General features: G+C 53.2%; 17 protein-coding genes. 5 read left to right on the plus strand and 12 right to left on the minus strand.

Features of this window, described 5'->3' with window-relative positions; translation table 11 throughout:
• Positions 1-1,325 (plus strand): calcium-binding protein (locus tag AADEFJLK_RS25075; RefSeq protein WP_211299182.1); only part of this gene is annotated, 1,325 nt, incomplete at its 5' end.
• 200 nt (positions 1,326-1,525) lie between these two features.
• The gene (locus AADEFJLK_RS09165; RefSeq protein WP_146054549.1) at positions 1,526-5,467 is read left to right on the plus strand and encodes a calcium-binding protein; all 3,942 of its coding nucleotides are present in this window, start codon (positions 1,526-1,528) and stop codon (positions 5,465-5,467) included.
• A 155-nt stretch (positions 5,468-5,622) separates the two neighbouring features.
• On the opposite strand, the gene AADEFJLK_RS09170 is transcribed toward AADEFJLK_RS09165, so the two are convergent.
• The 3 genes from AADEFJLK_RS09170 to AADEFJLK_RS09180 are packed head-to-tail and all read right to left on the minus strand — an operon-like array spanning position 5,623 to position 9,749.
• Positions 5,623-8,943, minus strand: a complete 3,321-nt coding sequence (locus tag AADEFJLK_RS09170) for an NAD-glutamate dehydrogenase domain-containing protein (RefSeq protein WP_103974031.1) — start codon at positions 8,941-8,943, stop codon at positions 5,623-5,625.
• Complete coding sequence (locus AADEFJLK_RS09175) at positions 8,940-9,389, minus strand: ATP-binding protein (protein WP_088619798.1); 450 nt, start codon at positions 9,387-9,389, stop codon at positions 8,940-8,942. Before AADEFJLK_RS09175 ends, AADEFJLK_RS09170 begins: the two co-directional genes overlap by 4 nt.
• A 21-nt stretch (positions 9,390-9,410) precedes the next feature.
• A complete protein-coding gene (locus tag AADEFJLK_RS09180) occupies positions 9,411-9,749 on the minus strand; it encodes an STAS domain-containing protein (RefSeq protein WP_103974032.1) in 339 nt (112 codons plus the stop codon).
• Positions 9,750-10,270: 521 nt separating this feature from the next.
• On the opposite strand from AADEFJLK_RS09180, the gene AADEFJLK_RS09185 reads away from it, so the two are divergent.
• A complete protein-coding gene (locus AADEFJLK_RS09185; RefSeq protein WP_088619800.1) occupies positions 10,271-11,053 on the plus strand; it encodes a methyltransferase domain-containing protein in 783 nt (260 codons plus the stop codon).
• 62 nt (positions 11,054-11,115) lie between these two features.
• On the opposite strand, the gene AADEFJLK_RS09190 is transcribed toward AADEFJLK_RS09185, so the two are convergent.
• The 9 genes from AADEFJLK_RS09190 to guaB form a co-directional block, all read right to left on the minus strand.
• Positions 11,116-13,257 (minus strand): TonB-dependent receptor plug domain-containing protein, encoded by a 2,142-nt coding sequence (locus AADEFJLK_RS09190; protein WP_103974033.1) that lies wholly within the window; start codon positions 13,255-13,257, stop codon positions 11,116-11,118.
• Positions 13,258-13,263: 6 nt separating this feature from the next.
• Positions 13,264-15,660, minus strand: coding sequence for an EAL domain-containing protein (locus AADEFJLK_RS09195; RefSeq protein WP_103974168.1), 2,397 nt, complete (start codon positions 15,658-15,660; stop codon positions 13,264-13,266).
• The gene (locus AADEFJLK_RS09200) at positions 15,653-16,168 is read right to left on the minus strand and encodes a YfiR family protein (protein ID WP_157679220.1); all 516 of its coding nucleotides are present in this window, start codon (positions 16,166-16,168) and stop codon (positions 15,653-15,655) included. The genes AADEFJLK_RS09195 and AADEFJLK_RS09200 overlap by 8 nt, the downstream gene beginning before the upstream one ends.
• 122 nt (positions 16,169-16,290) lie before the next feature.
• The gene (locus AADEFJLK_RS09205) at positions 16,291-17,592 is read right to left on the minus strand and encodes a M18 family aminopeptidase (protein ID WP_088619803.1); all 1,302 of its coding nucleotides are present in this window, start codon (positions 17,590-17,592) and stop codon (positions 16,291-16,293) included.
• On the minus strand, positions 17,589-17,975 hold the full coding sequence (gene msrB, locus AADEFJLK_RS09210; protein ID WP_088619804.1) for a peptide-methionine (R)-S-oxide reductase MsrB: 387 nt from the start codon (positions 17,973-17,975) through the stop codon (positions 17,589-17,591). Before msrB ends, AADEFJLK_RS09205 begins: the two co-directional genes overlap by 4 nt.
• Before the next feature lie 245 nt (positions 17,976-18,220).
• Positions 18,221-20,137: a putative inorganic carbon transporter subunit DabA gene (locus tag AADEFJLK_RS09220; RefSeq protein WP_103974035.1), complete on the minus strand. Its 1,917-nt coding sequence runs from the start codon at positions 20,135-20,137 to the stop codon at positions 18,221-18,223.
• Between the two features lie 5 nt (positions 20,138-20,142).
• Positions 20,143-21,606: a complex I subunit 4 family protein gene (locus tag AADEFJLK_RS09225; RefSeq protein ID WP_103974036.1), complete on the minus strand. Its 1,464-nt coding sequence runs from the start codon at positions 21,604-21,606 to the stop codon at positions 20,143-20,145.
• A gap of 325 nt (positions 21,607-21,931) precedes the next feature.
• Positions 21,932-22,714, minus strand: a complete 783-nt coding sequence (locus AADEFJLK_RS09230; RefSeq protein ID WP_157679224.1) for a Stf0 family sulfotransferase — start codon at positions 22,712-22,714, stop codon at positions 21,932-21,934.
• A 312-nt stretch (positions 22,715-23,026) separates the two neighbouring features.
• Complete coding sequence (guaB, locus tag AADEFJLK_RS09235; RefSeq protein WP_088619808.1) at positions 23,027-24,493, minus strand: IMP dehydrogenase; 1,467 nt, start codon at positions 24,491-24,493, stop codon at positions 23,027-23,029.
• A gap of 352 nt (positions 24,494-24,845) precedes the next feature.
• On the opposite strand from guaB, the gene AADEFJLK_RS09240 reads away from it, so the two are divergent.
• The gene (locus AADEFJLK_RS09240) at positions 24,846-25,325 is read left to right on the plus strand and encodes a hypothetical protein (RefSeq protein ID WP_088619809.1); all 480 of its coding nucleotides are present in this window, start codon (positions 24,846-24,848) and stop codon (positions 25,323-25,325) included.
• A 10-nt stretch (positions 25,326-25,335) separates the two neighbouring features.
• A complete protein-coding gene (trpD, locus tag AADEFJLK_RS09245; RefSeq protein ID WP_103974037.1) occupies positions 25,336-26,352 on the plus strand; it encodes an anthranilate phosphoribosyltransferase in 1,017 nt (338 codons plus the stop codon).
• Positions 26,353-26,453: the final 101 nt, after the last annotated feature.

The raw sequence follows: 26,453 nt of genomic DNA on the forward strand, positions 1-26,453 counted from the left end.
GGACGGGCAATGATAGTTTGTCTGGCGGCGCAGGGGATGACACTTATCTGTTCGCCAGTAACGACGGGCAAGATGGGGTGGGTGATTACGGTGGCGGTACGGATACCGTCAAATTTACGGATGTCACCGCAGCAGACGTTACCGTGAGCCGCGATCCCTATAATAATTTGGTGTTTGCCTACGGTAACGGTAGCCATCTAACGGTCGGGTCTTATTTTTATACGGACAGCTACCGTATCGAGCAATTCCAATTCAGCGACGGGACGGTATGGGGTTCGGACGACATTAAGGCGAAAGTTTTACAGGCGACGGACGGTAATGATTTTTTGGTCGGCGATGACAGCAACAATGCCCTGAACGGTTTGGCGGGCAATGATACCTTGATCGGCTACGGCGGCAACGATACGTTGGACGGCGGCATAGGCGATGATACGATGTACGGCGGCACAGGCGATGATACTTATAGTGTCGATAGCACCTTAGATGTCGTGTTTGAATATGCCAATCAGGGTAATGACAGCATCTTCAGTTCGGTGGACTTTAGTTTATCGGGGGCGGGGGTGTTCAATGTGGAGAACCTTAGCTTACTGGCAGGTGCGACGGCAGCGAAAACGGCGGTCGGCAACCCATTGGACAATGCCTTAACGGGTAACGCCAATAATAATAATTTGTTTGGCGGCGACGGCAACGACACCCTGTATGGTAATGACGGCAACGACAGTCTGATGGGCGGGGCGGGCACTGATATTTTGCTTGGCGGTAATGGTATCGACATTGCCCAATACTACAGCGCCACGGCGGGCGTGACCGTCAACTTGGCGATAACAATCGCGCAAGGCACGGGTGGCGCGGGGGTGGATACCCTAAGCGGCATTGAAGTCGTCAACGGCAGCGCCTATAACGACACCCTAACGGGCGATGCCGCCAGTAACACGCTGCTGGGGGGCTTGGGGGACGATGTGCTGGACGGCGGTTTGGGCGGCGACGCGTTGAAAGGCGGCTTAGGCCAAGACACTTTCGTCTTTGGCAGTGCCTTAAGCGCGGCTAATAAAGACGTTATCACCGACTTTAGCGTCACCGACGATACTATCCGCTTAGACCACAGCATCTTTACCGCCCTGACGGGTACGGGCGCGTTGGCGGTGGCGGAGTTTGCCGTGATCGGCAACGGTAGCGTGGCGGACAGCACCGACCGTGTCCTCTACAACACCGTGTCCGGCGGCCTGTTTTATGATGCCGACGGCAACGGCGCGGGCGCGGCGGTGCTGGTCGCATTGCTGGGCAAAGGCTTGGCGATGACGGCGGCGGATTTTATGGTGGTGTAGGGTAAGGTAAAAACACCGGGCTTTTGTTATCACCCAACAGGGGCGGCTTCTAACGGAGCCGCCCCTGTTGCCGTTTTGGGGGCGACAAAAAACACCCCGTTGATAAAACCGTTTCTCGCGATTGTCATCAATAGGATCTATAATTACTATCATAGTAGTAGGTTTTTTTTAACGGCAACCCCCCCCACGGTGAAAGGCAAATGGCGATTTACAACGGCGATAACGGTAACAATATTTATACAGGCACATCCGGCGACGATATTATTAATGGTTTTGGCGGTAACGACAACCTGGTTGGTGGGGATGGTAACGACATTCTGACTGGCGGGATAGGCTTTGATACGCTGTTTGGTGAAGCAGGTAATGACGTTTTAAATGGCGGAACGGATTTTAATTATCTCTATGGCGGGATGGGCAACGACACATACCTAATCAGTAAAGCTAGCTTAGGGGCTAGTGTTTTGGATGATGGGGGAACTGATGCGCTCAAGTTTACCGACCTTGCCGCCACCGACATTACGGGGGTTAGCCGGATGGATTACAGCGGCAGCGACTTGGTGTTGACTTATGGCGTTAATAGCGTTTTGACAATAAAGTCTTATTTTTGGTCTGCATACGGCAGTATCGAGAAATTCAAGTTTAGTGACGGAACCGTTTGGAGTTGGGCAGATATTAAGGCAAAAATCGTCCAGATCCCTACCAGCGGTAATGACGATTTATCTGGCTATGATGACAGCAACGACACGCTGAACGGCTTGGCGGGCAATGATGCGCTGCATGGCTATGGCGGCAACGACACGCTGAACGGTGGGCAGGGCAATGATTTTTTGGAAGGCGGGTTTGGTGACGACACATACCTGATCGCCAAAAATGACGGCCAAGACACTATTGCAGATTATGGGATTGTAGATTCTAACGGTGTGCCTCAAAAAGACAACGATGCCGTCCAATTTAGCGATGTCGCCAGTACCGACATTAGCCAAGTCAGCCGTATCGACAATGGCACTGATTTGTTATTGGCCTATCCTGGGGGGCAATTGACCGTAAGAGATTATTTTTCTGAGGCAAAGGCACTTATTGAACAGTTCCGCTTCAGCGACGGTGTGGTGTGGGGCTGGGCAGATCTCAAGGCGCATACCCTCCAAACACCTACCCGTGGCAATGACATTATATATGGTTATTATGACGGCAATAATACCCTGAACGGCTTGGCGGGTAATGATACCCTCATCAGTTATGGCGACAACAATACCCTGAACGGCGGCTTGGGTAATGATACCCTGAATGGCGGGTATGGCAACCATAACACCTATTTGATCGCCAAAAATGATGGTCAGGATACGCTTGCTGATCCTAACGGTAACTATACCGTCAAATTTACCGATATGACCGCCGCCGACATCACCCAAGTCAGCCGGGTAGGTAGCTCAAGCGCCAGTTTGCTGCTCAAATATGGCAGTAACAGCCAATTGACGATTCAAAGGTATTTTGTAAATCCTTTTGCGTTAAATGACCGTACCGAACATTTCCAGTTTAGCGACGGCACGGTTTGGGGGTGGGAAGACATCAAAGCCAAAACCCTGCCTCCAGCCACTGCCGGTAATGACTCTTTATTAGGCGCTGATGGCAGCGACGACACGCTGAATGGTTTGGCGGGCAATGACAGTTTAAGCGGTTATGGCGGTAACGATAGCCTGATTGGCGGGCTGGGTAACGATGGGTTGTATGGTGGGGACGGCAATGATACCTTGGACGGCGGTTTAGGCAATGATAGGTTGGACGGCGGGGACGGCAACGATACCTTAAATGGCGGTTTAGGTAATGATTCCCTAACTGGCGGCTTGGGGGATGACACGTTTCTCATTGCCAAAAACGACGGCCAAGACACGCTTGTCGACACTGGCGGTAACGATACCGTCCAATTTACCGATATGGTCGCCGCAGACATTAGCCGAGTCGGCAGGGTAGGGACTTATGGCACGGATTTGCAATTAAATTATGGTAATGGCGGTCAATTGACGGTGAGTTTTTATTACTACGCCGCTAGCATCACAGAGGATTTTCGTATCGAGAAAATCCAGTTTAGTGATGGGGTGGTGTGGGATTGGGCGACTGTAAAAACTAAAGTGATCCAGCAGACCGCTGGCGATGACACGATATACGGCTATAGCGATAGCGACGACGTGTTGGACGGCTTGGCGGGCAATGATACGCTGATGGGCTTTGCCGGCAATGATACCCTGAAGGGTGGTGCGGGTAACGATTATCTGTCCGGCGGGAACGGCAATGATAGTCTTAATGGCGGTCAGGGTAATGATCACTTATCGGGTGATGCAGGCGATGATACCTATTTGATCGCCAAACATGATGGCCAAGATACGATTAGCGATTATGGCAGCGGCAATGTGCTGAAGTTCACCGATGTCGCTACTACTGACCTCGTGCGGGTAAGCCGCGTTAGCTATGATTTGGTGTTGAATTATGGCGGCGGCAACCAAGTGACGGTCACCGATTTTTATTATGCTGCGCCCGGTATCGGCCAATTCCAGTTTAGTGATGGCATTGTTTGGGATGTGGCGGCCGTGAACGCTAAAGTATTGCAAGGTACAGCGTGGAATGATGTCCTTTATGGTTATGCCGGGCAAAATAATACCTTGGACGGATTGGCGGGCAATGACCGTTTGCTGGGCGATAACGGTAACGACACCCTAAATGGCGGAGCGGGCAACGATACCCTGAATGGCGGGTCTGGCAACGATAGCTTGAATGGCGGTACAGGCAACGACACGATGGATGGCGGCTATGGTGACGACACCTATCTCATTGCCAAAAATGACGGGCAAGATATTATTTTCAGCTATAGCGGCCACGATGTGGTTAAGTTTACCGATAGGGTTGCTGCCGATATTGCTTCTGTCAGCCGTGTGAATAACGATTTGATACTGGGTTTTGGCAATAGTAACAGCTTGGTTCTCAGTGATTATTTTTATAGCAATAACTACCATCAGGAGCAGTTCCAATTTAGCGACGGCACACTGTGGGCTTGGGCCGACATTGAGCCAAAAGTGTTACATGCGACGGCGGGCAATGACACTTTGCGCGGCTATGACGACAGCGATGACACGCTAAATGGCTTAGCGGGTAATGATGTGTTATTGGGTGGTGCCGGCAACGACACCCTAAACGGCGGGGATGGCAACGATGCCTTATATGGTGGGTATGGCGATGATGTCTTGAATGGCGGCGCAGGCAACGACACGATGCAGGGTGAATACGGAGATGATACTTACTGGGTAGACAGTGCGTTAGACTCTATTTATGAATACAGCAATAGGGGTAATGATAGTGTCTATAGTTCGGTGAATTTCAACCTACAGACTTCTGATCATTACGCATTGGAAAACCTCATTTTATTGACTGGAGCGCAGACGGCTATCGGTAACCAACTGGATAACGTCCTGACGGGTAATGCCGCCGATAACACCTTGTTTGGATATGTCGGTAACGATACCCTCAATGGCAATGACGGCAACGACAGCTTGATAGGAGGCGCGGGTGACGACACCCTTAACGGCGGTAATGGCATCGATATTGCCCAATACTACGGCGCGACGGCGGGTGTGACCATCGACTTGGCGATAACAACCGCGCAAGACACGGGCGGCGAGGGCGTGGATACCCTAAGCGGCATAGAAGTTGTCAACGGCAGCGCCTATAACGACACCCTGACGGGCGATGCCAACAACAACACCTTGTTGGGCGGTGCGGGCAACGACGTACTGGACGGCGGCTTGGGTAGCGACGTGCTGCAAGGCGGCTTAGGCCAAGACACCTTTGTCTTTGGCAGTGCCTTAGGTGCGGCCAATAAAGACACCATCACCGACTTTAACGTCGCCGACGACACCCTCCGCTTCAACCACAGCGTTTTCACCGCCCTGACGGGCACGGGCGCATTAACAGCGGCAGAATTTAAAATCATTGGCAACGGCACTGTTGTGGACAGCACCGACCATATCCTCTACAACACGGTGTCCGGCGGCCTGTTTTATGATGCCGACGGCAGCGGCGCGGGCGCAGCGGTGTTGGTCGCATTGCTGGGCAAAGGCTTGGCGATGACGGCGGCGGATTTTATGGTGGTTTAAGGCCCGCTTACATAAACCTAAGTCCTGTTGCGGGGAGGTTTTTTTCTCTCCGCAAGCGCGGGCAAGATGTCCATCCCTAAGTGAGAGGGTTGAGAACGGATAATATCTGCAACCGCAAAGCCATCATGGTTCTACGCGCCATGATGGCCCTGACCTCACCCTGCCACCAATTTCGCCAAGGCCTTAGCCAACACCACCAGCGGCAATAAATCCAGCGGTGGGGCGTTGCTGACTTCTTGATAAACCCGCCGATACTTTTCCAATAAAGGTGTGTTAGCGGCTAGGGCGAAATAGCCGGCGCAACTGGAGGCCGGGCTGGCTTGGATGGTTTGGCTCAGCCTGCCGACCGTCTGTTTCAGTTCGGCTTTCAGGTCGGTGGCGACAGTGCGCTCCCACGCATCGTGGCAGGGTACGCCCGCTAGGCGTTCGAGCATCTTGCTAACGCCCAAATACTCGGCGGTGTCGTTGTAGCGTTGCAGCATCACGCTGATAGCTTGGTTGTCCGCTAGGGCGACCAGTAAGGGGAAATCATCCAGACAGGCCAACAGGGCGATGGCTTCCGCCAAATCGGCGGGAATGCCTTGTTGCAAATAGGTTTGGCGCAATTGCACTAACACTGGCGGCGGCTGTTGCCGCAGGCAGTCAAAATAGTCTTGCAGATAGCCACGGTAGCGGCTGATGGTGGCGCTGTCGGGGCGTAAGGGCTGAGTTGCCAACGTCCATTGGCAGGCGGTCAGCAGGGTGGTTTCCAGTTGCAGCCATAAGGCGTATTGGCTGGCCGTGGGGATATGATTATCCAGGGCGGCAATGGCGGCGCGTAAGGCATCGGCGTTGAAGATCCGGTCAAAACTCAAATAACAAGCTACCGCCTCCAGGACATTGTCGGCTTCGGCGGTGAGGTTTAAAAAGCCACAACCTGCTTGGTTGATGATCTTATTGCTGATCATCGTCGCCTTAATCTCTTTGGCTAAGGGGTGGTTGCGCAAATGGGCGGCGTAATGCCAGGACAATTGCGCCGGAAAATACCCCTGCAAATAACAGCCGCAGCATTCGTCGTTGAGCAACTCGGCTTGCTGGTGGATGCGCCACGTCAGATAACGTTTGCTGGCCGCCAGCAGCACTGCCCATTCAGGGCGGGTGAGGCTTTGTCCGGGGCGTTGCAACAAGACCTTATTGGGCGGGAACGACTCGACCGCCTTATCGAGGAAACCCGCCGCTTCCAAGCGTTCGGCCAGATGCAGATAGGCTTCGATAGCCCCTGCCCCGCGCAGTTGCTCCAACGACAGGCAGCCGCTTTGGCCGATATTGTTGGCTAAGACCAGATGGCAAACCGCTTCGGTCATATCGGTGAATAAGGCTTGATAATCGTTGATGACGGCTTTTTTCTGCAAGCCCGTCAGAAGGATTTTTAAATTGACCTCATGGTCGGAGGTGTCCACCCCCGCCGAATTGTCCACGGCATCGGTATTGATGCGCCCGCCGCGCAAGGCAAATTCAATCCGCGCCTTTTGGGTAAAGCCTAAATTCGCGCCTTCGCCGACCACCGCCGCCTGTAAATCACAGGCGTTAATACGGACATTATCATTGCTGCGGTCGCCGACTTCCTCGGTCTTTTCGCTGCTGGCCTTAACGTAAGTACCGATGCCGCCCAGCCATAACAAATCCACCCGTGCCGCCAATAAGGCGCGGATCAGGGCTTCGCCGTCCAAGACCTTATAACGCAAGCCCAGCCACTCGCGAACGGCGGGGGAGATGGGAATGTCCTTATCCGCCCGCGCATACACGCCGCCGCCTGCGGAAATTAGGCCACGGTTATAGCAATCCCAGGTTGAGCCGGGCAAGTCAAACAGGCGTTGGCGCTCGTTAAAGGCACTGCCGTCAGTGGGAGGGTTCGGGTCGATAAAAATATGCTGGCCACTGAACGCCGCCAATAAACGGATATGCGGCGACAATAACATGCCGTTGCCAAACACATCGCCGTCCATACTGCCGATACCGACCACCGTAAAGGCTTCTTGTTGGATGTCTTTGCCAAGTTCCCGGAAATGCCGTTTGACGCATTCCCATGCGCCCCGTGCGGTAATGCCTAAGGCTTTGTGGTCGTAGCCGTAGGAGCCGCCGCTAGCGAAGGCATCGCCCAACCAAAAATGGTAGTCGGCGGCGACACCGTTGGCAATATCGGAAAATTGCGCTGTGCCTTTATCCGCCGCCACCACCAGATAAGGGTCGGGGTCGTCATAAGTGACCAGGTTGGGCGGGGCGACGATTTGCCCGTCCACATAATTGTCGGTCAAATCCAACAGGCCGTGCATCAGTTTAAGGTAAGCTTTTTTCCCCGCCGCTTTCACATCCAGCTTGCCGCCGTTCTTTTTCACGACAAAGCCGCCCTTGGCTCCGGTCGGGATAATCAGCGCGTTCTTGCTGATTTGGGTTTGCATCAGGCCTAAAATTTCGGTGCGGAAATCATCCTGGCGATCCGACCAGCGGATGCCGCCGCGTGAGATTTTGCCGCCGCGCAAATGGATGCCCTCCATATCGACGGCATGGACATAAATTTCATATTGCGGCTTAGGCATGGGCATATCAATCACGCCTAAGCTATTAACCTTAAAAGCAATAAAATAATCGTCTAACTGGCGGCGGACATGGAAGTTACTGCGCATAGTCGAATCCAGCAGATTAAACAGTGTCCGCAAAATGCGGTCATCGTTCATATCCGCCACCGCTTGCAGGCTTTTCAGCAACTGCAAACGTAAAGGGAACAGGGCCAACTCTTCACGGCGCATGGCGGATTGCCAAGCCGGATTGGGGCGGAACCGCGCCTCAAAATAATTGAACAGGCTATGCGCCACCCCTGCATTATTAATCAAGGCATGGTTAACGCTGGTGCGGCTGGTGTGGTGGTCGAGCTGCAAGAAGTAGTTGCGGTAGGCACGGAGCAGGTCAATATCCTGCCAGGCCAGTCCGGTCAGCACACACAGTTTATTGAGGGGGTCGTTCTCAATCTTGCCGTCCATCACCGCCTGCAAACAGGCCAACAGCCGGGGCCGCAACAGCCTAAAATCCGCCTGTTGCCCACGCGCGGCCTTAATGGTAAAACTTTTGATAAAAAACAGCTTAGCGTCCACTACCACCTTAAACTGCACCTGATCCAGCACCCGCAAGCCGACATGTTCTAACAGCGGGATATATTCATCCAAAAAGCGTTCTTGCTGGCTGTAAAAATGCAGCCGAAACTCACCGACGTTTTGGCAAGGCCGTAACAGGCTGACGCTGTGGGCTTCGTCGTCCGCTAAGCGTTCCAGATGCAGCATATCTTGCAGTGCGAAACGCGGCGATACCAAGGCCTGATAGTCGCCGCCCAATAAGGGCGGGTAGGTTTGGCTAAGCCGCGCCGCCGTGGCCGACCCCAAGGCGCGTGCCGCCAAGTGCTGAAAGTGCTGATGCCAAGCTAATGAGAGTGCGTCCGTATTCATAAAAATTTAATTATCTCCAGCACGTTACCGTCGGCCTGTTGGGTATAAGTGACCGAGTCCATAAAGGTTTTAATAAAAAACAAGCCCATGCCGTGGTCTTGGGGGTTGTCGAAATCAGGTGCCGCCACCGTTTCCAAATCAAAGCCTTGACCATGGTCATAGACCTTAATGGTCAGTTGCTTGTCTTCGATGTGGATACAAATCCTGACCGTATCCTTGGCCTCTTTAGTGTCTTTAAGCTCTTGGCTATTTTTATCATGGGCGTGCTTAATGGCGTTGGCCGTCGCTTCGGTCAAGACCAGGTTAAGGTGGTAGGCCAGCGCCGTCCGGTCGCCCGTATAATTGTCCAATTCTTTGGCGATATGTCCGCCGATACTGCCGATCAGATCCAAATAACGGGTTTGGGTCGGGATAATGACATCGACCTGAATAATCGCCGGACTCATCGCATTTCTCCAAAGTAAGGGCTAGGCTTGCGCGGTAAGCGCTTCGTCAAGGTCGGTGTAAATTTCAAACACCCGGTTTAGGCGGGTGATTTCAAACATCGACAATACCGGCGGCTGAATGTTGACCAATACCAATTTGCCGCCGTGCAGCGCCGCCTGTTTATGGCCCGATAATAACGCCCCCAAACCGGAGCTATCGATAAAGCGCACCTGCGCCAATTGCACTATCAGCGTCCCGCCGCCTTGCTCAAGCTGCTGTAACAGCTCGGTTTTTAAGGCGATAGAATTATGCGCGTCAATCCGTTCCTCTTGGACGAACAAGACCTGACAGCCGTTATGGTGTTCCAGCGTAAAATTCATGGTGATTTCCCTTAAGGTTTTAGTGATTGTTATACCACTGGCGGTGACTTAAGCAAACTAAACAATGGCAGTAAGGTATTGGTGCATGGGAAGCCGGACAAGTTCAATGCGGAGGATTGTGCGGTTACAATAAAATAACTAAACGTATGGCAGGATGTGGCAGGCAGATTGTTTGGAAAGATTCTATTGTAAATAGGGCGATTGCAGCTAATATTATAGGCAGGGGATGTTTTGTCTGCGAGGTGCCTTGAAGGCTTTTGAATGGGGTAAAGCCCATCATTTTAAAGCCTAACCTTATAGGGGTTTTGCGGTTTCTTTACCGTTAATGAATACAAGGTCTATAACTCCCCGTCATGCCGGCAATCCCTTTATGCGCCTGAGGGTATGCCGGAATGGCGATGCTTTCTATGCACTTATAATACGAATTCGCCAGACTTTTCAAACTACTTATGTTATTATTTTAAAATCACCGCGCTTTAAGCGAAGGGATTACTTATTGTTAATATTAAAAAGGATAGATAATGCCCTTACCGAAAGGCTATATAGATAGCGATGCCCTCGATAAAATTGCCGAATTGCTCGGAGACATCAAGCAATCCAGCTATGCCGCTATGGATATCCAACCAAGCCATAAGGTTTTTGATTTAGGTTGCGGGCCAGGTACCGACACCATTCCGCTCGCTTCGCTTGTCGGTAGGGAAGGGCTGGTGGTCGGGGTTGATTATGATGCCGATATGCTAGTACACGCCCAGCAACGTGCCGAACAGGCGGGGGTTGCTACTTGGGTCAGGCATGAGCAAGCCGATGCAATGGCTTTGCCGTTTGCAGACAATTATTTTGATTCTGCACGCAGTGAGCGGGTTTTCCAGCATTTACCGGAACCTACACAGGCCTTGTCCGAACTGGTGAGGGTAACCAAGCCCCAAGGTTGGGTGGTTATTATCGATCCGGACTGGGGGAGTTTCTCCATTGATAGCGAGGACACCGACATAGAACGGCGGATAGCCCGTTATGCGGCTTCGCCGGCGTTGAATAACGGTTATTCAGGCCGCACCTTGAACCGTTTGTTTAAGCAACAAGGCTTAACGGACATCCGTGTCCAAACCTTTCCCGTTACGGTCACTAGCAATGCCTTCCTGCGTTTGTCGATACAGGCGGATAGGAACGAACAGGCCATGCTCGAAGCCGGCCTGCTTAGCCCGGAAGAGCTTCAGCAATGGCGGAGCAGCCAAGCCCAAGCAGATGCCGAAGGGGTGTATTTTGCCGCCGTTAATATCATACTGTGTGTAGGCAGAAAACCTTAGGAAGGGCTACGCAATAACAATGCGTTAATTTTTAAGACAAGCTTTAGGGATAGCCTAAACATTTAAAAATCAATAGAAGCCTCAAAATAAAAGCTCCGGCCTGCTAAAGGCAAGTTTTGTGGGAACGATGAAACGGCGGGTTCGAGCGGGTGTACGCCAAACGCATTGCGCAAGGAGGCGGAAAAGTTAAGGTGTTTCAATAGCTTTTTACCGCGCAGGGTCAAGTCCACCGTTTCGTAATCGTTCAGCGGGCGGAAATCGCCTATGGCGCTAGTCCTGCCGCCTATCCAGTTAATTTGGGGTTGTAAATGCCACTGGGGGGAGAATCGCCAACCCAAAGCGGCGTAAACATGGTGCTCAGGTACGCCAGTGACGCGCAGGTTGGTCGCTTCGTTAATGGCATGTTGCCACGCATAATTGCCTTTAAGTTGCCATTGTTGGCTTAATTGCCAATCCCATTCAAATTCCGACCCATAGCCGTTTTGGTTGCCGATGTTTTGGTATTGCGGGGTGGAGGCATCGCTTTTTGCCACCGCTAAGATCAGATTGTTGATTTCGTAATAATATAAGTTTACCGTTGTCCGTAAAGCCGACCAAGGCCGGTAGTCAAAAGACAATTCTGTGGTGTTGATGGTTTCCGGCTTTAAGTTTCTGTTACCCAAGACAAAAGGATTGTTTTGGGTGCCCAATTCAGAAAAATTAGGGGCGCGGAAGGCCCGTCCATAAAGCAGTTTGCTGGTCATCTGCTCGGTCATATCCCAAACCAAAGCGACCCGAGGGTTTACCGTGCCGCCAAAATCGGAATAATTGTCGTAACGCACCCCTGAAGTCAGTTGCCAGTCGCGGGCTATTTGCCATTCATCTTGGGCGACCAAAGACCCGACGGAGCGGCTGGTATCTGCCAAGTAGACATAGGACGTACCCGTGAGGTTGGTCAATTGCCCGTCTATGGCCGTTTGTGCCGTGTTAGTGATGACGCCGGGGCCAAAGTTTTTGCTTTCCGTCGCAGAAAATTGCTCGTAACGGTAAGCCGTATTGGCGCGTAAGATATGGCTGTCCAAGCCACGGTAAATAGAGGTAAACTCCAGTGACGGGATATTCTCCACCCGGCCAACGTTGGCATTGACACCATTAGGAAAATTGATTAATGCCACCGGATCCGTGGTATTAATATTGCCGTCAGCACCAATTGGCAGGCGGGCGTTATTAGGGAACAGTTGCAGTTGCGCGAGAAAATCAGAGTGCAGATAACTGGTATGGGCGATAAACTCCCAGTCAGTAAATTCATCTTCTGTCGAATAACGCACATCACCCAGATATTGTTCGCCATTGGCTAGCCCATTAGGGTCTAATGCCGAGGCATTGCCGCCCCTTACGCCGTCATTAATCGAATTGAACGTCCAAAAACCGATATCCCAGTGCTTGCGTTCCAGGTTCAGATGCGCGTTTAAGCTTTCGTTGCGCGTATTTAAGGCACCGGGCGCGAGGGAGGCATGGGTGCCAAAGGCATTGTCTAAGGTGGTCTGCACATCCTGATGGATAATCCGGCCATTATCGCCTTGGCTATGTTGGTATTGCAGGCTGGTGGCGACTTTCCAACCGCCCCATTCGCCGCCATGTTGCGCCCAAGCGTTTTGGCTATCCCAATTGCCGGCCCGTACCCCGACTTTGGTGCCGTTAATGTCATCGGCTTTTTTGGTGATGATATTGATGACCCCGGCAAACGCATCCGCCCCATAAAGGGCCGAACCGGGGCCGCGGATCACTTCCACGCGCTGGATGGCGGCCAGCGGCAATTCTGTGGTGGTCATCAGGGAGCCGCCAAACGGGGTAGTGATGCGGGTGCCGTTCAAAAGGATCAGCACTTCTGAGTTATTGCTGTTACTGATGCCGCGTATGCTATAGCTATAATCGTAATCGCCCGGTTTCAAGGTGGCATGGACACCCGGCACGGTTTCCATCACTTCATGCAGTTCGGTAGCGCCCATAGCCTTAATCTGGTCGGCAGTGATGACACTGGTGATCGCTGCCGATTGGAAAATAGGCTTAGGGGTTCCGGTGGCGATGGAGACAGGTATATTGGCCAATTCCGCAGGCGACAAGGCAAAATAATCGTCAACTTCAGCTTTTGCGCAAACCTTGTTGGGGCTGGTGCAAAAAGCAAACAGTAGAAAACTCGCGGAAGTGATGGCCTTGATGTTCATTAACGGTCACATGGAAAAGGGGATTATCAGTTTTAACTCATTCAAAGGCACTGGTTTGCCAATACCGTAGCCTTGAGCATAATCTACACCTAACTCTTTAAGCAAGTTAAATATTTTTTCGTTCTCAACAAATTCTGCAACCGTTTTTTTACCCATCATTTGTCCGACTTCGTTAATGGCTTTGACCATGGCGAGGTCTATCTTATCGTCCAAAATGTCTTTGACAAATAAGCCGTCGATCTTTAAAAAATCCACCGGCAGATTTTTTAGGTAGGCGAAAGACGATAGGCCGCTGCCAAAATCATCCAAAGAGAACGAGCAACCTTTATCACGCAATTGCTGGATAAATTTGGTCGCACTGGTCAGATTGGCGATGGCGGCGGTTTCGGTGATTTCAAAACAGATTTTATGGGTGGGGATTTCCCAGACCGCAAACTGCTCAAGGATAAATTTAAACAAGGTTTCATCCGAGAGGGATAGCCCTGATAAGTTGACTGAGCATAAGGCCAGTCGGTTAAGAAAGCCGGGGGTGGTGGCAATCCATTCGAAGAGGTTTTTAATAACCCAGCGGTCCATCAGCGGGGCGAGGTTATAGCGCTCGGCGGCAGGTAAAAAGGCCCCCGGCGGGATAATCAGGCCTTGGGTATCGCGGTATCTGATCAGGGTTTCAAAATGCAGTTTTTCATCACGGTGGGCGATACTGGCAATCGGTTGCCCATACAGGCAAAACAAGTTTTGTTCCAAGCCTTGTTCGATACGTTGCACCCACTGCATTTCGCCGTGGCGCAGGGCCAACTCCTTATCGTCAGGGCGGTAGACATGCACGCGGTTACGGCCCTTGTCTTTGGCCGCGTAACAGGCGGCATCGGCTTCTTTCAGCAGGTTGACGGCATTGCCGCTGGTGTCGGTGATGGAGGCGATGCCGATGCTGACCCCGACCGAAAAGCGTCGGTCATCCCAGGCAAAATGAAAGTCGCGGACAAAATCGCGGATTTTCTCGCTGGCGGCAATGGCTTGATCGACGCTACAGTTATACATCAGGACACCAAATTCGTCGCCGCCTAAGCGGGCGATGAAGTCGTTCCGGCGCAGTTGTTTTTTCAGTAAGTCGCTCAGTTGCCGGAGCAATTCGTCACCCGCCATGTGGCCGCAGGTGTCGTTAACAATTTTGAACTGATCAAGGTCAAGATAACACAAGGCATGTTCGGAGTTGTCGGTATGGGCCAAGGCGATGGCTTCTTTGATGGCTTTGTCGAATTCACTGCGGTTAGCCAGTCCGGTTAGGGCATCATGGCTGGCTTGGTAGGCGATTTGCTGGCTGAGGTTATAGGCTTCGGTGACATCTTCGCACACTAACAGCAGGCTGTTCTGCTGCTTATCGTAGGCGACTAACCGGGCCGTGGCCCTGACCCAAATAATCCGCCCGTTTTGGCAAACTTGCCTGAGCTCTTGTTTATGGACGATGGATGGGGACGTAAGGCACTGCTGCATCAGTTCGTGCATCAGCGCCAAATCGGCAGGATGGACAAAATCCAGAATCGAGCAGTCTTCTAAGGCACTGACCGCCGCGCCCAAATAGTGGGCGCCCGTCAGGTTGGCCGACATGATCTGCCCCTGCTCACTGAGGTTAAAAATCATCGTGGGGTTATCGTCGTACAGGGCCAAGTAACGGTCTTTGGCGCGGGTCAACGCCTGATTTTGGGTTTCCACCTTATCGATCAGTTCGTTAAAGGCATCGACCAGCAAACCCAGTTCATCTTGGTAGTGCTTGTTGGCGCGTAAAGAATAATCTTTGGTCTCGCTGATGGTTTTGACGGTGGTCACCAACTGTTTTACAGGTAAGGCAATCAGTTTAATGAACGGGGCGGTCAAAAAGAACGCCAAGACCGAACCGCACACCAAAACGAGAAACACCACGACGGTGAACTCTATTTTATGCCAGTAGGCTTCGGCATAATTGGCATGGACGAGGATACTCCCTTGCGGGCCGTCTTTATCGGTAATGGGTTCCGTCACCCACAGCAGGCTATGCTCATAATGGCTAGATAGCCCGGCACTGGTAGGCGGGCAATGCCAAGCAGTAGGTTCTGATACTTTGATAAAATCGGCAAACAATAGCCCTTGTTTGTTATAGACGCAGGCGGCCTGCACGGCGGGTTGGAAATTCAGGGCCGCCAAGTTTTCTTCCGCTAAGCCAGGGTCGCCGAACATCAGCGCGGCGGTGCTGCGGTTGCCGATGACGGTCGCTAAGGTGGTCAGGTCGTTCTGGGCGACTTTTTTAAATTCTACCGTCTCCAGCATCAATAAAAAGAACCCCGCCAAGAACAAGGAGATGATGCTAGGGAATAAGACCGTCAGCAGCAGTTTGCCGTGGATGGACAAGTTGCGGATTTGATTAATCATGGCCATCACCGTCAATAACGTCGGCAACTTCAAAGAGTTTGGCACTGACTTTCAAGTCGCTACGCCTTAGTGCCTGCCGATTGATTTGTAATTTAATCCGGCCATCTTCATTGACAAAGCCAATCATGCCGCCTTGCAGCGCAAAATTTTCGCTCTCACCGACAATTAAAACATTTTTTGCGTCTTGCACGGGGATATGCTCAATGGCCGAACTGATAAAGAGAATATGGCATATTGTGGATTTGCTGATGCTGACCAGTGCTTCGGCGCTGTCTAAACGGATCACTTTAATCGCTTTGTCGAACGCTTGGTGCTGTTGGATAGGGTCTATTAGGCCGCCAAACGGGTCTTTGCCGAAGATGCACAGATTAAACTTGGCGGAGGTGTCCGGTGGCCAAGTGATAAATTTAGTGAAATTATAAAGATAACCTGCCTTAACTTTATATTCGACATCATCGGCACACACAGGTGGCGACAATAATAGCCCACCAAAAACCAGACACAGCACTGGAGATCTTACGGTTTTTATTATCGTACCTAGCAAACGCTGGTGGCAGTAAGAGAAAAGGGGGTGCAAAAGGCCGGCCTACAAATAGAATTAATTGGGGTGCTCTAAGTATAGTTGCATTATTAGCCACAAAAGAATCTTTTCAGAGCCAAAATCATATAATTGTGATCCAGTACCCCTGCGCTTTCGCGGAGGCTGTGCATGGCCCACATAGGATTACCGACATCGACACAACGGATGCCCAGTTTTGCCGAAGCAATAGGGCCTATGGTGCTGCCGCAAGGCAGGTCACAGCGGTGGGAATAGTATTGGTAAGGTACCCCCGCTTCTTGGCAATAATGGGCGAACAGGGCTTCCGAGCCGCTTTCGCTGCTGTAGCGGCGGCTGGCGTTAACCTTAATGACCGGGCCGTTATTGACAATGGCTTTGTGTTCGGGTTCGTAAGCCAACGGGAAATTAGGGTGGTAGGCGTGCGCCATATCGGCGCTGACCATCAGGCTACGCGCCAAGGCTTGGTGGTAGGCTTCGGGGGAGGTGCCGGTGGCGAGGGCGATGCGGTTGAGGACATCGGGCAAAAAACTGCCCGCCGCGCCTTTATGGCTTTCGCTGCCGATTTCTTCATGGTCAAAAAAAGCGCAGACGACGGTATTGCCGCTGTCTAAGACGCTCGCGTCCAAGAAAGCAGTCAGGCCGGCATGGCAAGAGGCCAGGTTGTCTAATTGGCTGTCGGCATAAAATTCTTGGTTAGCCCCCCAAAACGCGCCGGGCTGGGTATCATAGACCGCCAAATCCCACGCTAGGATTTGTTCGGCGCTACTGTCCAATTGTTCTTGGAGCAGGCAGGTAAAATAATCCGGCGGCAGTTGCGCCTCCGTCCATTTGCTTAACAGTAAGGGCAGCTCGTTTTGTTTTTGCAGCTTGAGCCCGTCGTCATTGACCCCCCGGTTTAAGTGGATAGCCAAATTGGGTAATCTGAGCAGGGCCTGTTCAAAGCGCAACAAACCACTGGCGATTTGCCCGTCGGCGGTTTTGTAGCTGACCCGTCCGGCCAAGCTCAAATCGCGGTCGGTAAAGGTCGCCAGAATCGGCCCGCCATAAATTTCCACGCCCAAGCGCACAAAGCCTTCTAAGCAACTACCGGCATTAGGGCGGATCCGCAGGCCCGGCGAGTCGGTGTGGGCGCCCAGGATTCTAAAGCCGGTGTCATCAAGCGGCTGCTCGCCTAAGGCAAAGAAAATGATCGAAGAATCGTCACGGACGACATAATAATGTCCGCCCGCCCGCAATTGCCAAGGAGCCGTTTCATCTAAGGCAACAAAGCCGAGGTTTTCTAAGCGTTCGGTCAGGTTAGCCACCACATGCCAAGGGCTGGGGCTGGCATCAATAAAGGCCAAAAGTTCTTGGGTGTGGTGATGGGCGTTCATAAGGCCTCTTGCAAATTAAGTGCCGCAGAGTTAATGCAGTAACGCAACCCGGTCGGGGCCGGGCCGTCGGTAAAGACGTGGCCCAAATGGGCGGCGCAACGCCCGCAGGTGACTTCGACACGGCGCATACCATAAGTGGTGTCGCTGTGTTCGGCAACGCTGTCGGGGCTGAGCACCTCCCAAAAACTGGGCCAGCCGGAACCGGAATCATATTTAGTAGACGAGGCAAACAAGGCGTTGCCGCAGCAGACACAATGATAAGTGCCGACTTTTTTGCAGTCGACATATTTGCCGGTAAACGGCGGCTCCGTGCCTTTTAAACGGCAAATGCTGTATTGTTCGGGAGTGAGGGTGGTTTCATCTGGGGGTTGGCGATCAGTCATCAACGGCTTCCTGAGAGTGTGGCAACGCTTGGCGGTCGGTCGGTTAGTGGCTTATCCGCGCCGTGCCTGAATTAATGAAAGGTGTTCAGTTAAGGTGTAATGCCGCTTCGGCGGCGTTATTGCACTTGACTTTTGAGTTAGCGTTATACTACCAGATAATGGCTTTTTGTACAGATAAGCTATTGTATAACAACATTATTCGTAGTGTTTATAGTGAATGGCAGCAGGTGTCCGAACGGCCAAGCTTAAACAAGGCTTGCCAAGGTTTCTAGGCCATGCCAAGCCAGCAGGCCAGTCATTGTGTCATAACTGGCCACTAAAAACCAAGTGTCGGCACTGAGAAAAATGCCCCGCGCTTGTAACAGGTGACGCGTTTCTGGCCGGTTGAGCTGTGTTACCAACAGCTTAAGGCGATGTGTTTCCTCTGGGCTATCGGCATTGGCAGTGAGCAGCAGGATTTTATTGGCCGTTGTCTGCGCCAAACCTTGGGCGGTTAACCACTGGGCTAAACGGTCGATGTCCGCCTCTGTGCTAACTGATAACAACGGATTGGGCAGTACACCTAAGCATTCTGCCAAAAGCTGTGCCAAGACTAGCGGTGCGGCCAGCATCGCGCTCAGATAGCGGCCTATTCCATGCGCCAAGCCAGCCCGGCCAAGTAGGGTGGAACTGGCGGCAGCGGGTCGGATCAGCGTTGCCAAGAGGCCATTGGCATAGTTAGCGCTATGAATAATATGCAGCGGCACTAATGCCGTACACGGGAGATTAGGCTGTGTCGCCAAGGCTTGCTGGTAATGGTGGCGGTCGGCAGCTTGCCAGAGCCTTGCGCGTACGCTTAAAGGCAGGGCATCCAACAGCGCCAGCAGTTCCAGCAGGTCGGTTTTTGGCCAATCTAGCACCTGTCTGGCCGTCAGGCCTAGATGTTGGCAGAGCCGGAATAAGCGCCAAACACTATCGCCTGGCGCGGGGCTACGGGCCAGGCGGCGTTGCCTCAGTACCAGCACATCGGCCAGATGCTGCCAATCAGGGCGGCATTGGCGTTCTGAACCGGAACGGATAATCAGGGCTTCGGCCTGTTGGCTAAGATATTCCGGCAAGCCGCCTTGGTATAGGTGCAGGCGTACCCAAAATTCCGATAAATTTTTTTGGAAATAGCTCTGTAGGGCATGGGCGTTGGCTTCAATTTTCCATAAGTCATGGCACACTTGGTTGAGCCATAGCCTGTCCAGCGTCAGGCGAATGGCCAAGGTGTCCGCCAAGACGGTGGCGGATGCAGGGTTAAGTCCAGGCAAAAGCGGCAACTCTTGGCTTAAATGGCGCAAATAGGCCGCCCATTGGCCGGGCGGTATATCGAGGCTGTGCAGTTGCCAGACGATGGCCGCTATCGCCGTGTCCGGCAGTTGGGCAATAATGTCTTGCCAGTCCGGCAATTGCTGTAAAAACAGTCCGGCATCTTGGCGGGCGAGGAGCCGCCACGTTCCGTACCCATCCGCCACTTGGCCGTGTGCGCCCCAAGCACTGGGCGCGGCCGCCAGCGCGGTGCAGATTTGCCGCAAATGGCCATCCACCAAGGTCTTCAGATCCGTGCCGCTGAGCGCTTGAACAACATCGCGTAAACTTGCGGCGCTACCTAAGGTGGCCAGTAAACGGGTCAGTTCGGTATCGGCCAGTTGCCTTAATTCGGTATGTATAAAGCCGCCTGCCCCCTCGTCACGCGTGTCGGGGTCTGTAGCCCCGTCAGGTATCTCCAGCATCTCTACCAAGGCCGCCCATAGGGCTTGCAGCATTGGGGCTTCGGGTTCCGCCGCCAATAATTGGCGGCGTACGGCTACCGGCACATCCGCTTGAATATGCTGGAACGCCGCGCGTTCTTCAATATGCCAAGCCAATTGGCAAGGGTTAAGGGCAGATAAGTCAAAGAGTAGGGCAATCCGGCAGACGGCTTGGCGGGTGGGGGCAGATGCCGATAGGGGGGCGGTTTGGCAACCCAAATCAGTGCCGAAGGCGGCCGCGAGGTCGTCATCGGTAATGCGGCCTTGCCAGTACAGTTCGCGGTAACGGGCTTCCGGTAAGGTGTCGCCAGAAGGGGGCGCGGCTGTTGCCGCTAACGCGTGGAGTAGTGCCTGGACGTGGGCGGCATCGTTTGGGCTAGGCGTACGCATCGGTTCTAAGGCTCCCTGAAGGCCTGTTGCCAGTGTGCGGTGGTACTGGCGGACAAGTCCAGCAAACCGTTGGGTTGTAGGCCTAAAGCCAGCAACGTGGCGACCAGCACCCCGGCCGCCAGTTGTTCGGCAGGGCGCAGATCCGCCCAGGTTGCACGGTCGGGCTGGGTGCTGATAAACAGTAGGCTGAGGGTGCGGATAAGGTAAGCGGCGGTGATTAACAGGCTCAGTGCCACGGCCAGCCATAACCAGCCCGCTTGTTGGTAAAAAGCCGTCAGGGTCTGCACTTCGGCGACAAACCCTAAAGTACCCGGTATGCCCATGGCGGCGAACAGACTGAACGCCATCAGTGCCGACCAGCGTGGCATAGCCTGCACCAAGTTACCGTAATCTTGGCTATGGCGGTTATGGGTGCGTTGGTACAGTTGCTCGCCTAGCAGCAACAAGGCCGCGACGGTCAGGCTATGGGCGACCATTTGCAGTAGGGCGCTGTCGGCTCCGGCTTGGTTCAGGCCGCTGATACCCAGCAAGACCATACCCATTTGGCTGATCGAAGCATACGCGGTCATGGCTTTTAAATGGCTTTGCCGCCAAGCCAGCAAGCTACCGTAGAGCATTCCTATCAAGGCCAATAAAACCAGCAGCGGTTGCAGGATACGCGCGGCATCGGGCAAGATGGGCAAGACCCTGAGCAAACCATAAGCCGCCATTTTTAACAGCACCCCGGCAATAAGGATGCTGACGGCGACCGGGGCTTGGATATAAGCGGACGGCAACCAGCCGTGGGCGGGGAAAATCGGCACTTTGATGCCAAAACCCAGCAAAAACCCCAACAATACCCAGATTTGCTGTTGCACGGGCATAGCTTTGGCCGAATGTCCCAAGGCGGTCATCAGCGAACCGTTGGCGGCAAGATGGTATTGGCTGAGCGCCAAGAAACTCAGCAGCAAAAACACCGAGCCGGTTAAGGTATAGAACACGAAGCTAAGGCTGGCTGTGTGGCGGCGTTTGCCGCCCCAACGGCTGATCAGAAAAAATAGCGGAAATAAAGTGACTTCCCAAAAGATATAAAACAGCACCCAGTCTTGGGCAAGCAAGACCCCCAACATGCCAAACTCTAACAGCAACAGGCACAGATGATAGGCTTTGGCTTGGTTGTCTACGCTTGCGGAGGCCAACAAGGCCACTGACGTCAGCAGGGTGCAGAGCACCAACAAGGGCATGGATAAGCCGTCTACGCCTAGGGAATAAGCGCTGCCTGATGTTGGGTTGACGGCGACATATTCGGTCAACTGTAAAGCGGCGTTATGGGGGTCGTAATGGCCCAACAGCCACAGGCTGAGCAGCAAGGTCACGGCGGCGACCCCTTGGGCTGCGGTACGCACCCAATGCGGCTTATCGCCAGGCAAGCCCGCCAGTAAAAGACTGCCCAGTGCCGGAGTCCAGAGCAGTAGACTGAGTATCCCCATGATATTAGGCCTTTCAATCTGATGCGATCAGGTAGTTTGTTTAGATAAAGGCGATGCCCTATTCGGTCGGCAGATTGTCCGGGCCATCGGCAAAGGCCTGTGCGCTCAGTTTATAAGGGTGGTATGGTTGTTGTGCTACATCCCACCTGTCCCGAAAGCCATAGCCTAAAGCGTCCCGTCATGGCATTTACGGCGCATCACCCGCCGATTTTTGCTGAACGCTACGTCTGTCGTGGGTGGGGAGGCGAGTTGCAATAAACTACGGCTTTCAGTATAGTTTTGCTCTATAATTAATGCTATATTTACTTATAGCGATTTATTCGGGTTAGGCATGTTTGTTCAACGACAGCTCAATGGCAAAGCGCCGTGTCCATTGGTCATTGCGCTGGTCACTGATTTTTTTGATAATCGAGCCTTGGACTGGCATATAGACCGTGTTGGGGTTGGCCGCGACGTAGGCGGCAATGCGTTGCAGCACTTTAACCACGTTCTCGGCAATGTCTTCGTAGCTAATGCACAGCGGGTAAATGCTGTTTTCATAAAAATAGCTTTGCCAACCCTTTTCTTGGACGACGATATGGTCATACCAATATTTGATGGTGGCGTAATCATACTCTAAATCGTGCAGCTTCGCCAAAGCCTCTGGGCTATGTTCGGTGTCGGTGTGGAACACCCCGGTCGCCGTGGCTTTATATAACGACACGGCCTGCGCGGCCAAATTACGGCGGGTCAGGTAGATATATTTAAACCCCGCCAAATAAACCCGGTCATCCATGTAGCCGGTAAAGTTTTCAAACTGGAACCAGCTGGTTTTTAAGCCGGACACACCATTATCCGTTTGGCGGTTGCGCAGGATGTGACGGAGATATTCGTCAGGCGTACGCCCCGGCGCATCCTTAATGTGCTTGGCCAAACCATCTTGGTTAAGCAATTCGTTAGGTTGGCCAAATCGGCTGATACTGCTCATTAAGTCACAGAGGTAAGTGCTGCCTGAGCGTGGGGTCATGGCGATAACATAGCGGCTGGCCGGATCCGCTTGCGCTTGCAGGGCGTTTAAGCGTTTTATGTCAATAGTGGGGTTATAAAAAATTTCCGCAATTTTGTTCATTATGACCTTTTTTATAATTGTAAATGCGTCAGTGGGTGGGGGCTGTCGGCGCCGGAATTTGCTTGTCGTCAGCAAATAGCTTGGCGGTTGACAGTCTCCGGTCATCCGTCAATATAAGCAGCGGTAAAAATTCACATATTCTAACGTATAAAGCCACAATTATTAATCGTATATGACAAAAATATGAAAAAATCCATAATTTTTTAACGATTAGCCACTCAGGTGGTCGCTAAAGGCACGGGAGATGCGGTCATAACCCTTGCTGTGCCCTTAGGCCCCTGCCCAACGTGCGCCTGTTCCCGGCACTAAGGCCTATTCCGTGCGGTAGTTAGGCGCTTCTTTGGTAATGGTGACATCATGGACATGGCTTTCGCGCATTCCGGCACTGGTCACTCGTACAAACTGCGCTTTCTCGTGCAGGGAGTCGATGCTATGGCTGCCGGTATACCCCATGCTGGCGCGGATGCCGCCGAGCAATTGGTGGATGACCGCCAATAAGCTGCCTTTGTAAGGGACGCGGCCCTCAATGCCTTCGGGGACCAGTTTTTCCACTGAATCGGCTTCTTCCTGAAAATAACGGTCACTGGAGCCTTGCTGCTGCGACATTGCGCCCAATGACCCCATACCGCGGTAAGATTTGTACGAGCGGCCTTGGAACAGCTCAACCTCGCCGGGGGCTTCTTCCGTACCGGCAAACAGGCCGCCCAGCATTACCGCATACGCGCCTGCCGCCAAGGCTTTGGCGACATCGCCCGAATAGCGGATACCGCCATCGGCAATCAACGGTACGCCTGTGCCTTTGAGCGCGTCGGCGACATCACTGACGGCGGTGATTTGCGGTACGCCAACCCCGGCGATGATGCGCGTGGTGCAGATTGAGCCAGGGCCGATACCGACCTTAACCCCGTCCGCCCCGGCTTCAACCAAAGCCAACGCGGCGGCGGCGGTGGCGATATTGCCGCCGATCACTTGCACATCGGGGTAGTGTTGCTTAACCCAGCGGACTTTATCCAACACGCCTTGGGAATGCCCATGGGCGGTGTCGACGACAATCACATCCACCCCGGCGGCCACCAATGCGGCGACCCGCTCTTCGGTGTCATAACCGGTGCCGACTGCCGCCCCGACCCGTAAGCGTTCTTGGCTGTCTTTGCAGGCTTGCGGATAGTCTTTGGCTTTTTGGATGTCCTTAACGGTAATCATGCCGCGCAAATGGAAGCCGTCGTCAACGACCAGGACTTTTTCGATGCGGTGTTTGTGCAGCAACGCCACCGCCTCTTTCGGGTCGGCGTGTTCGCTGACGGTAATCAGCCGCTCCTTAGGGGTCATCACTTTCGAGACTGCTTCGTCAAAACGCGTTTCAAAACGTAAGTCGCGGCTGGTGACGATGCCGACCAGTTGGTCGCCGACCACGACCGGCACCCCGGAGATGTTTTTGGCGCGGGTCAACTTAATGACATCGCGGATACTGGTGTCCGGCGACACGGTAATCGGGTCTTTAATCACGCCGCTTTCATATTTTTTCACATGGCGGACTTCCCGCGCCTGTTGCTCGACCGTCATATTTTTATGGATGATGCCGATGCCGCCCTCTTGCGCCATGGCTATCGCCAAACGGGCTTCGGTCACCGTGTCCATCGCCGCCGAGACCAGCGGGATATTGAGCGTGATTTCGCGGGTCAATTGGGTTTTCAGTTCTACGTCACGGGGCAGCACAGTCGAGTGCGCCGGAACCAATAAAACATCATCAAACGTGAGTGCTTCCTGAATAATTTGCATAAACCACACCTAAACAAGCAGTAAAATAACTCTCTATTATACGGCTACCCCGTGTATTTAGTAACCTTAAAGATAGCCCGATAAGCCAATTGCCCCACAAATGCGCAATAGACTAGAATGCGCGTGAATAAAATGCTAAAGTTTGGGGCTTTCGCATGTCACTCGGTGTCCCCGTTTTTCGTGGCCCAGCCCCGATGGGGCGGGTTAAGTGGCCGGCCCGCTTTAGGGTTTACCGCTGGTTGAAAACCTGGGCATAGAGTATGAGTCACTGGCTTTAGACCCATCAAGCCCGTGCCCCGTTCAACTGTCCGCAAGCCGTGCGCCCTTTAACCTTGCCAACTTGTTAACGCTTATGAAGACTTTAACCTTACCAAAAACCGTGTTTGCCGCCCTGTTGTGCGGCGTAGTGGCCTTAACCGTCACCGCCTGTTCCGACGACAAACCGGAAAAACCGACCGCCAGTGCCAGTGCCGCCGCACCTGCCAAACCGACCCATAACCCTAATCCGTTCGACCATTCCGGTGACATTAAAGTGACCGACAGCGAAAAACAAAAATTTGAACAAGAATTTGCTGCCCAATGCGTCGCGCGGGAAGTGCATAACTCAGGTAACCCTGAAGACAAAGCCCGTTTTGACAAACCATGCACTTGTATCGCGACTTTTTTAATGAAAGACCTGACTTATCAAGAGGCCGAAAAGTTCTTGACCGAGCATGAAAACCCCCAGTCGCTGCGTATCAAATACGAAAACGCCGCCTACCATTGCTTGCAAGAAAAAACGCCGCCCAAAGAGCCGGACTTTTCCCGCCCAGCCCCCGCTGCCGTACAGTAATACGGGCAAGATGGATATTAAAGCCGCCCTCCAGACCGTTTTAGAGCGCCAAGACCTCAGCCTTGCGCAAATGCGCACGGTAATGCGCCTGATTATGTCCGGCCAAGTGACCGATGCCCAACTGGGCGGGTTTTTAATCGCCCTGCGTTGCAAAGGCGAAACGGTTGATGAAATTACGGCGGCGGCGCAGGTGATGCGGGAGTTGGCCGAACCGGTCCATATCAGCGGTGCGCATGTCATCGACACCTGCGGCACGGGCGGCGACGGGGCCAACACCTTTAACATTTCCACCACTTGCGCGTTTGTCGTTGCGGCGGCGGGCGGGCAGGTCGCCAAACACGGCAACCGTTCGGTGTCCAGCAGTTCCGGCAGTGCCGACGTGCTGGAAGCGGCGGGCCTTAACCTCAACCTGAACGCCGAACAAGTGGCCTTATGCGTCAACACCTTAGGGGTGGGCTTTCTGTTCGCCCCTAACCACCACGGGGCGATGCAGCATACCCGCCAAGTGCGCAGGGATATGGGGGTGCGGACGCTGTTTAATGTCTTGGGGCCGTTGGTTAATCCCGCCGCCGCCCCCAACCAGCTGATCGGCGTATTTGCAAAAGACTGGCTGGTGCCCTTGGCGGAAGTGCTCAAACAGCTCGGTAGCCAGCATGTGCTGGTTGTCCATGCCGACGACGGCCTGGACGAGCTGAGCATCGCCTGCGCTTCCAGTGTCGCCGAACTGAAAAACGGCCAAGTGTCCACCTATACGGTCAGCCCCGAACAGTTTGGCCTGCAACGCGCCGGTTTAGACAGCTTGGCGGTGGCCGATGCCGCCGCCAGCTTGGTCATGGTCAAGGCGGTGCTGGACGGACAGCTAGGGCCTGCCCGCGATATTGTCCTGCTCAACGCCGGGGCGGCTTTATATGCCGCCAACGTCGCCACCGATTTGGGTGCGGGTATCACCTTGGCGCGGCAAGCGATTGATAGCGGTGCGGCCCGCACAAAAATGGCGGCTTTGGTCGAGTTTAGCCAGCGTTTTTAAGCCTGCCGCCGCCCCACGCCGAAGCGGCCATTACTGCCGCCTATTCGCGCAAATTCATATAATTGCCTAAATAATCAATTGGTTATATAATTAACAAAGGC

The sequence above is a fragment of the Methylovulum psychrotolerans genome, assembly GCF_002923755.1.
GTDB classification, from domain to species: domain Bacteria; phylum Pseudomonadota; class Gammaproteobacteria; order Methylococcales; family Methylomonadaceae; genus Methylovulum; species Methylovulum psychrotolerans.

What these genes read in the sequence shown, in the direction of transcription:
- AADEFJLK_RS09165 (WP_146054549.1), top strand. Translation starts at nt 1,526, where the DNA reads ATGGCGATTTACAACGGCGATAACGGTAACAATATTTATACAGGCACA.
- AADEFJLK_RS09195 (WP_103974168.1), bottom strand. Translation starts at nt 15,660, where the DNA reads ATGATTAATCAAATCCGCAACTTGTCCATCCACGGCAAACTGCTGCTG.
- AADEFJLK_RS09180 (WP_103974032.1), bottom strand. Translation starts at nt 9,749, where the DNA reads ATGAATTTTACGCTGGAACACCATAACGGCTGTCAGGTCTTGTTCGTC.
- AADEFJLK_RS09185 (WP_088619800.1), top strand. Translation starts at nt 10,271, where the DNA reads ATGCCCTTACCGAAAGGCTATATAGATAGCGATGCCCTCGATAAAATT.
- trpD (WP_103974037.1), top strand. Translation starts at nt 25,336, where the DNA reads ATGGATATTAAAGCCGCCCTCCAGACCGTTTTAGAGCGCCAAGACCTC.
- AADEFJLK_RS09170 (WP_103974031.1), bottom strand. Translation starts at nt 8,943, where the DNA reads ATGAATACGGACGCACTCTCATTAGCTTGGCATCAGCACTTTCAGCAC.
- AADEFJLK_RS09220 (WP_103974035.1), bottom strand. Translation starts at nt 20,137, where the DNA reads ATGCGTACGCCTAGCCCAAACGATGCCGCCCACGTCCAGGCACTACTC.
- msrB (WP_088619804.1), bottom strand. Translation starts at nt 17,975, where the DNA reads ATGACTGATCGCCAACCCCCAGATGAAACCACCCTCACTCCCGAACAA.
- guaB (WP_088619808.1), bottom strand. Translation starts at nt 24,493, where the DNA reads ATGCAAATTATTCAGGAAGCACTCACGTTTGATGATGTTTTATTGGTT.
- AADEFJLK_RS09190 (WP_103974033.1), bottom strand. Translation starts at nt 13,257, where the DNA reads ATGAACATCAAGGCCATCACTTCCGCGAGTTTTCTACTGTTTGCTTTT.
- AADEFJLK_RS09225 (WP_103974036.1), bottom strand. Translation starts at nt 21,606, where the DNA reads ATGGGGATACTCAGTCTACTGCTCTGGACTCCGGCACTGGGCAGTCTT.
- AADEFJLK_RS09175 (WP_088619798.1), bottom strand. Translation starts at nt 9,389, where the DNA reads ATGAGTCCGGCGATTATTCAGGTCGATGTCATTATCCCGACCCAAACC.
- AADEFJLK_RS09205 (WP_088619803.1), bottom strand. Translation starts at nt 17,592, where the DNA reads ATGAACGCCCATCACCACACCCAAGAACTTTTGGCCTTTATTGATGCC.
- AADEFJLK_RS09230 (WP_157679224.1), bottom strand. Translation starts at nt 22,714, where the DNA reads ATGAACAAAATTGCGGAAATTTTTTATAACCCCACTATTGACATAAAA.
- AADEFJLK_RS09240 (WP_088619809.1), top strand. Translation starts at nt 24,846, where the DNA reads ATGAAGACTTTAACCTTACCAAAAACCGTGTTTGCCGCCCTGTTGTGC.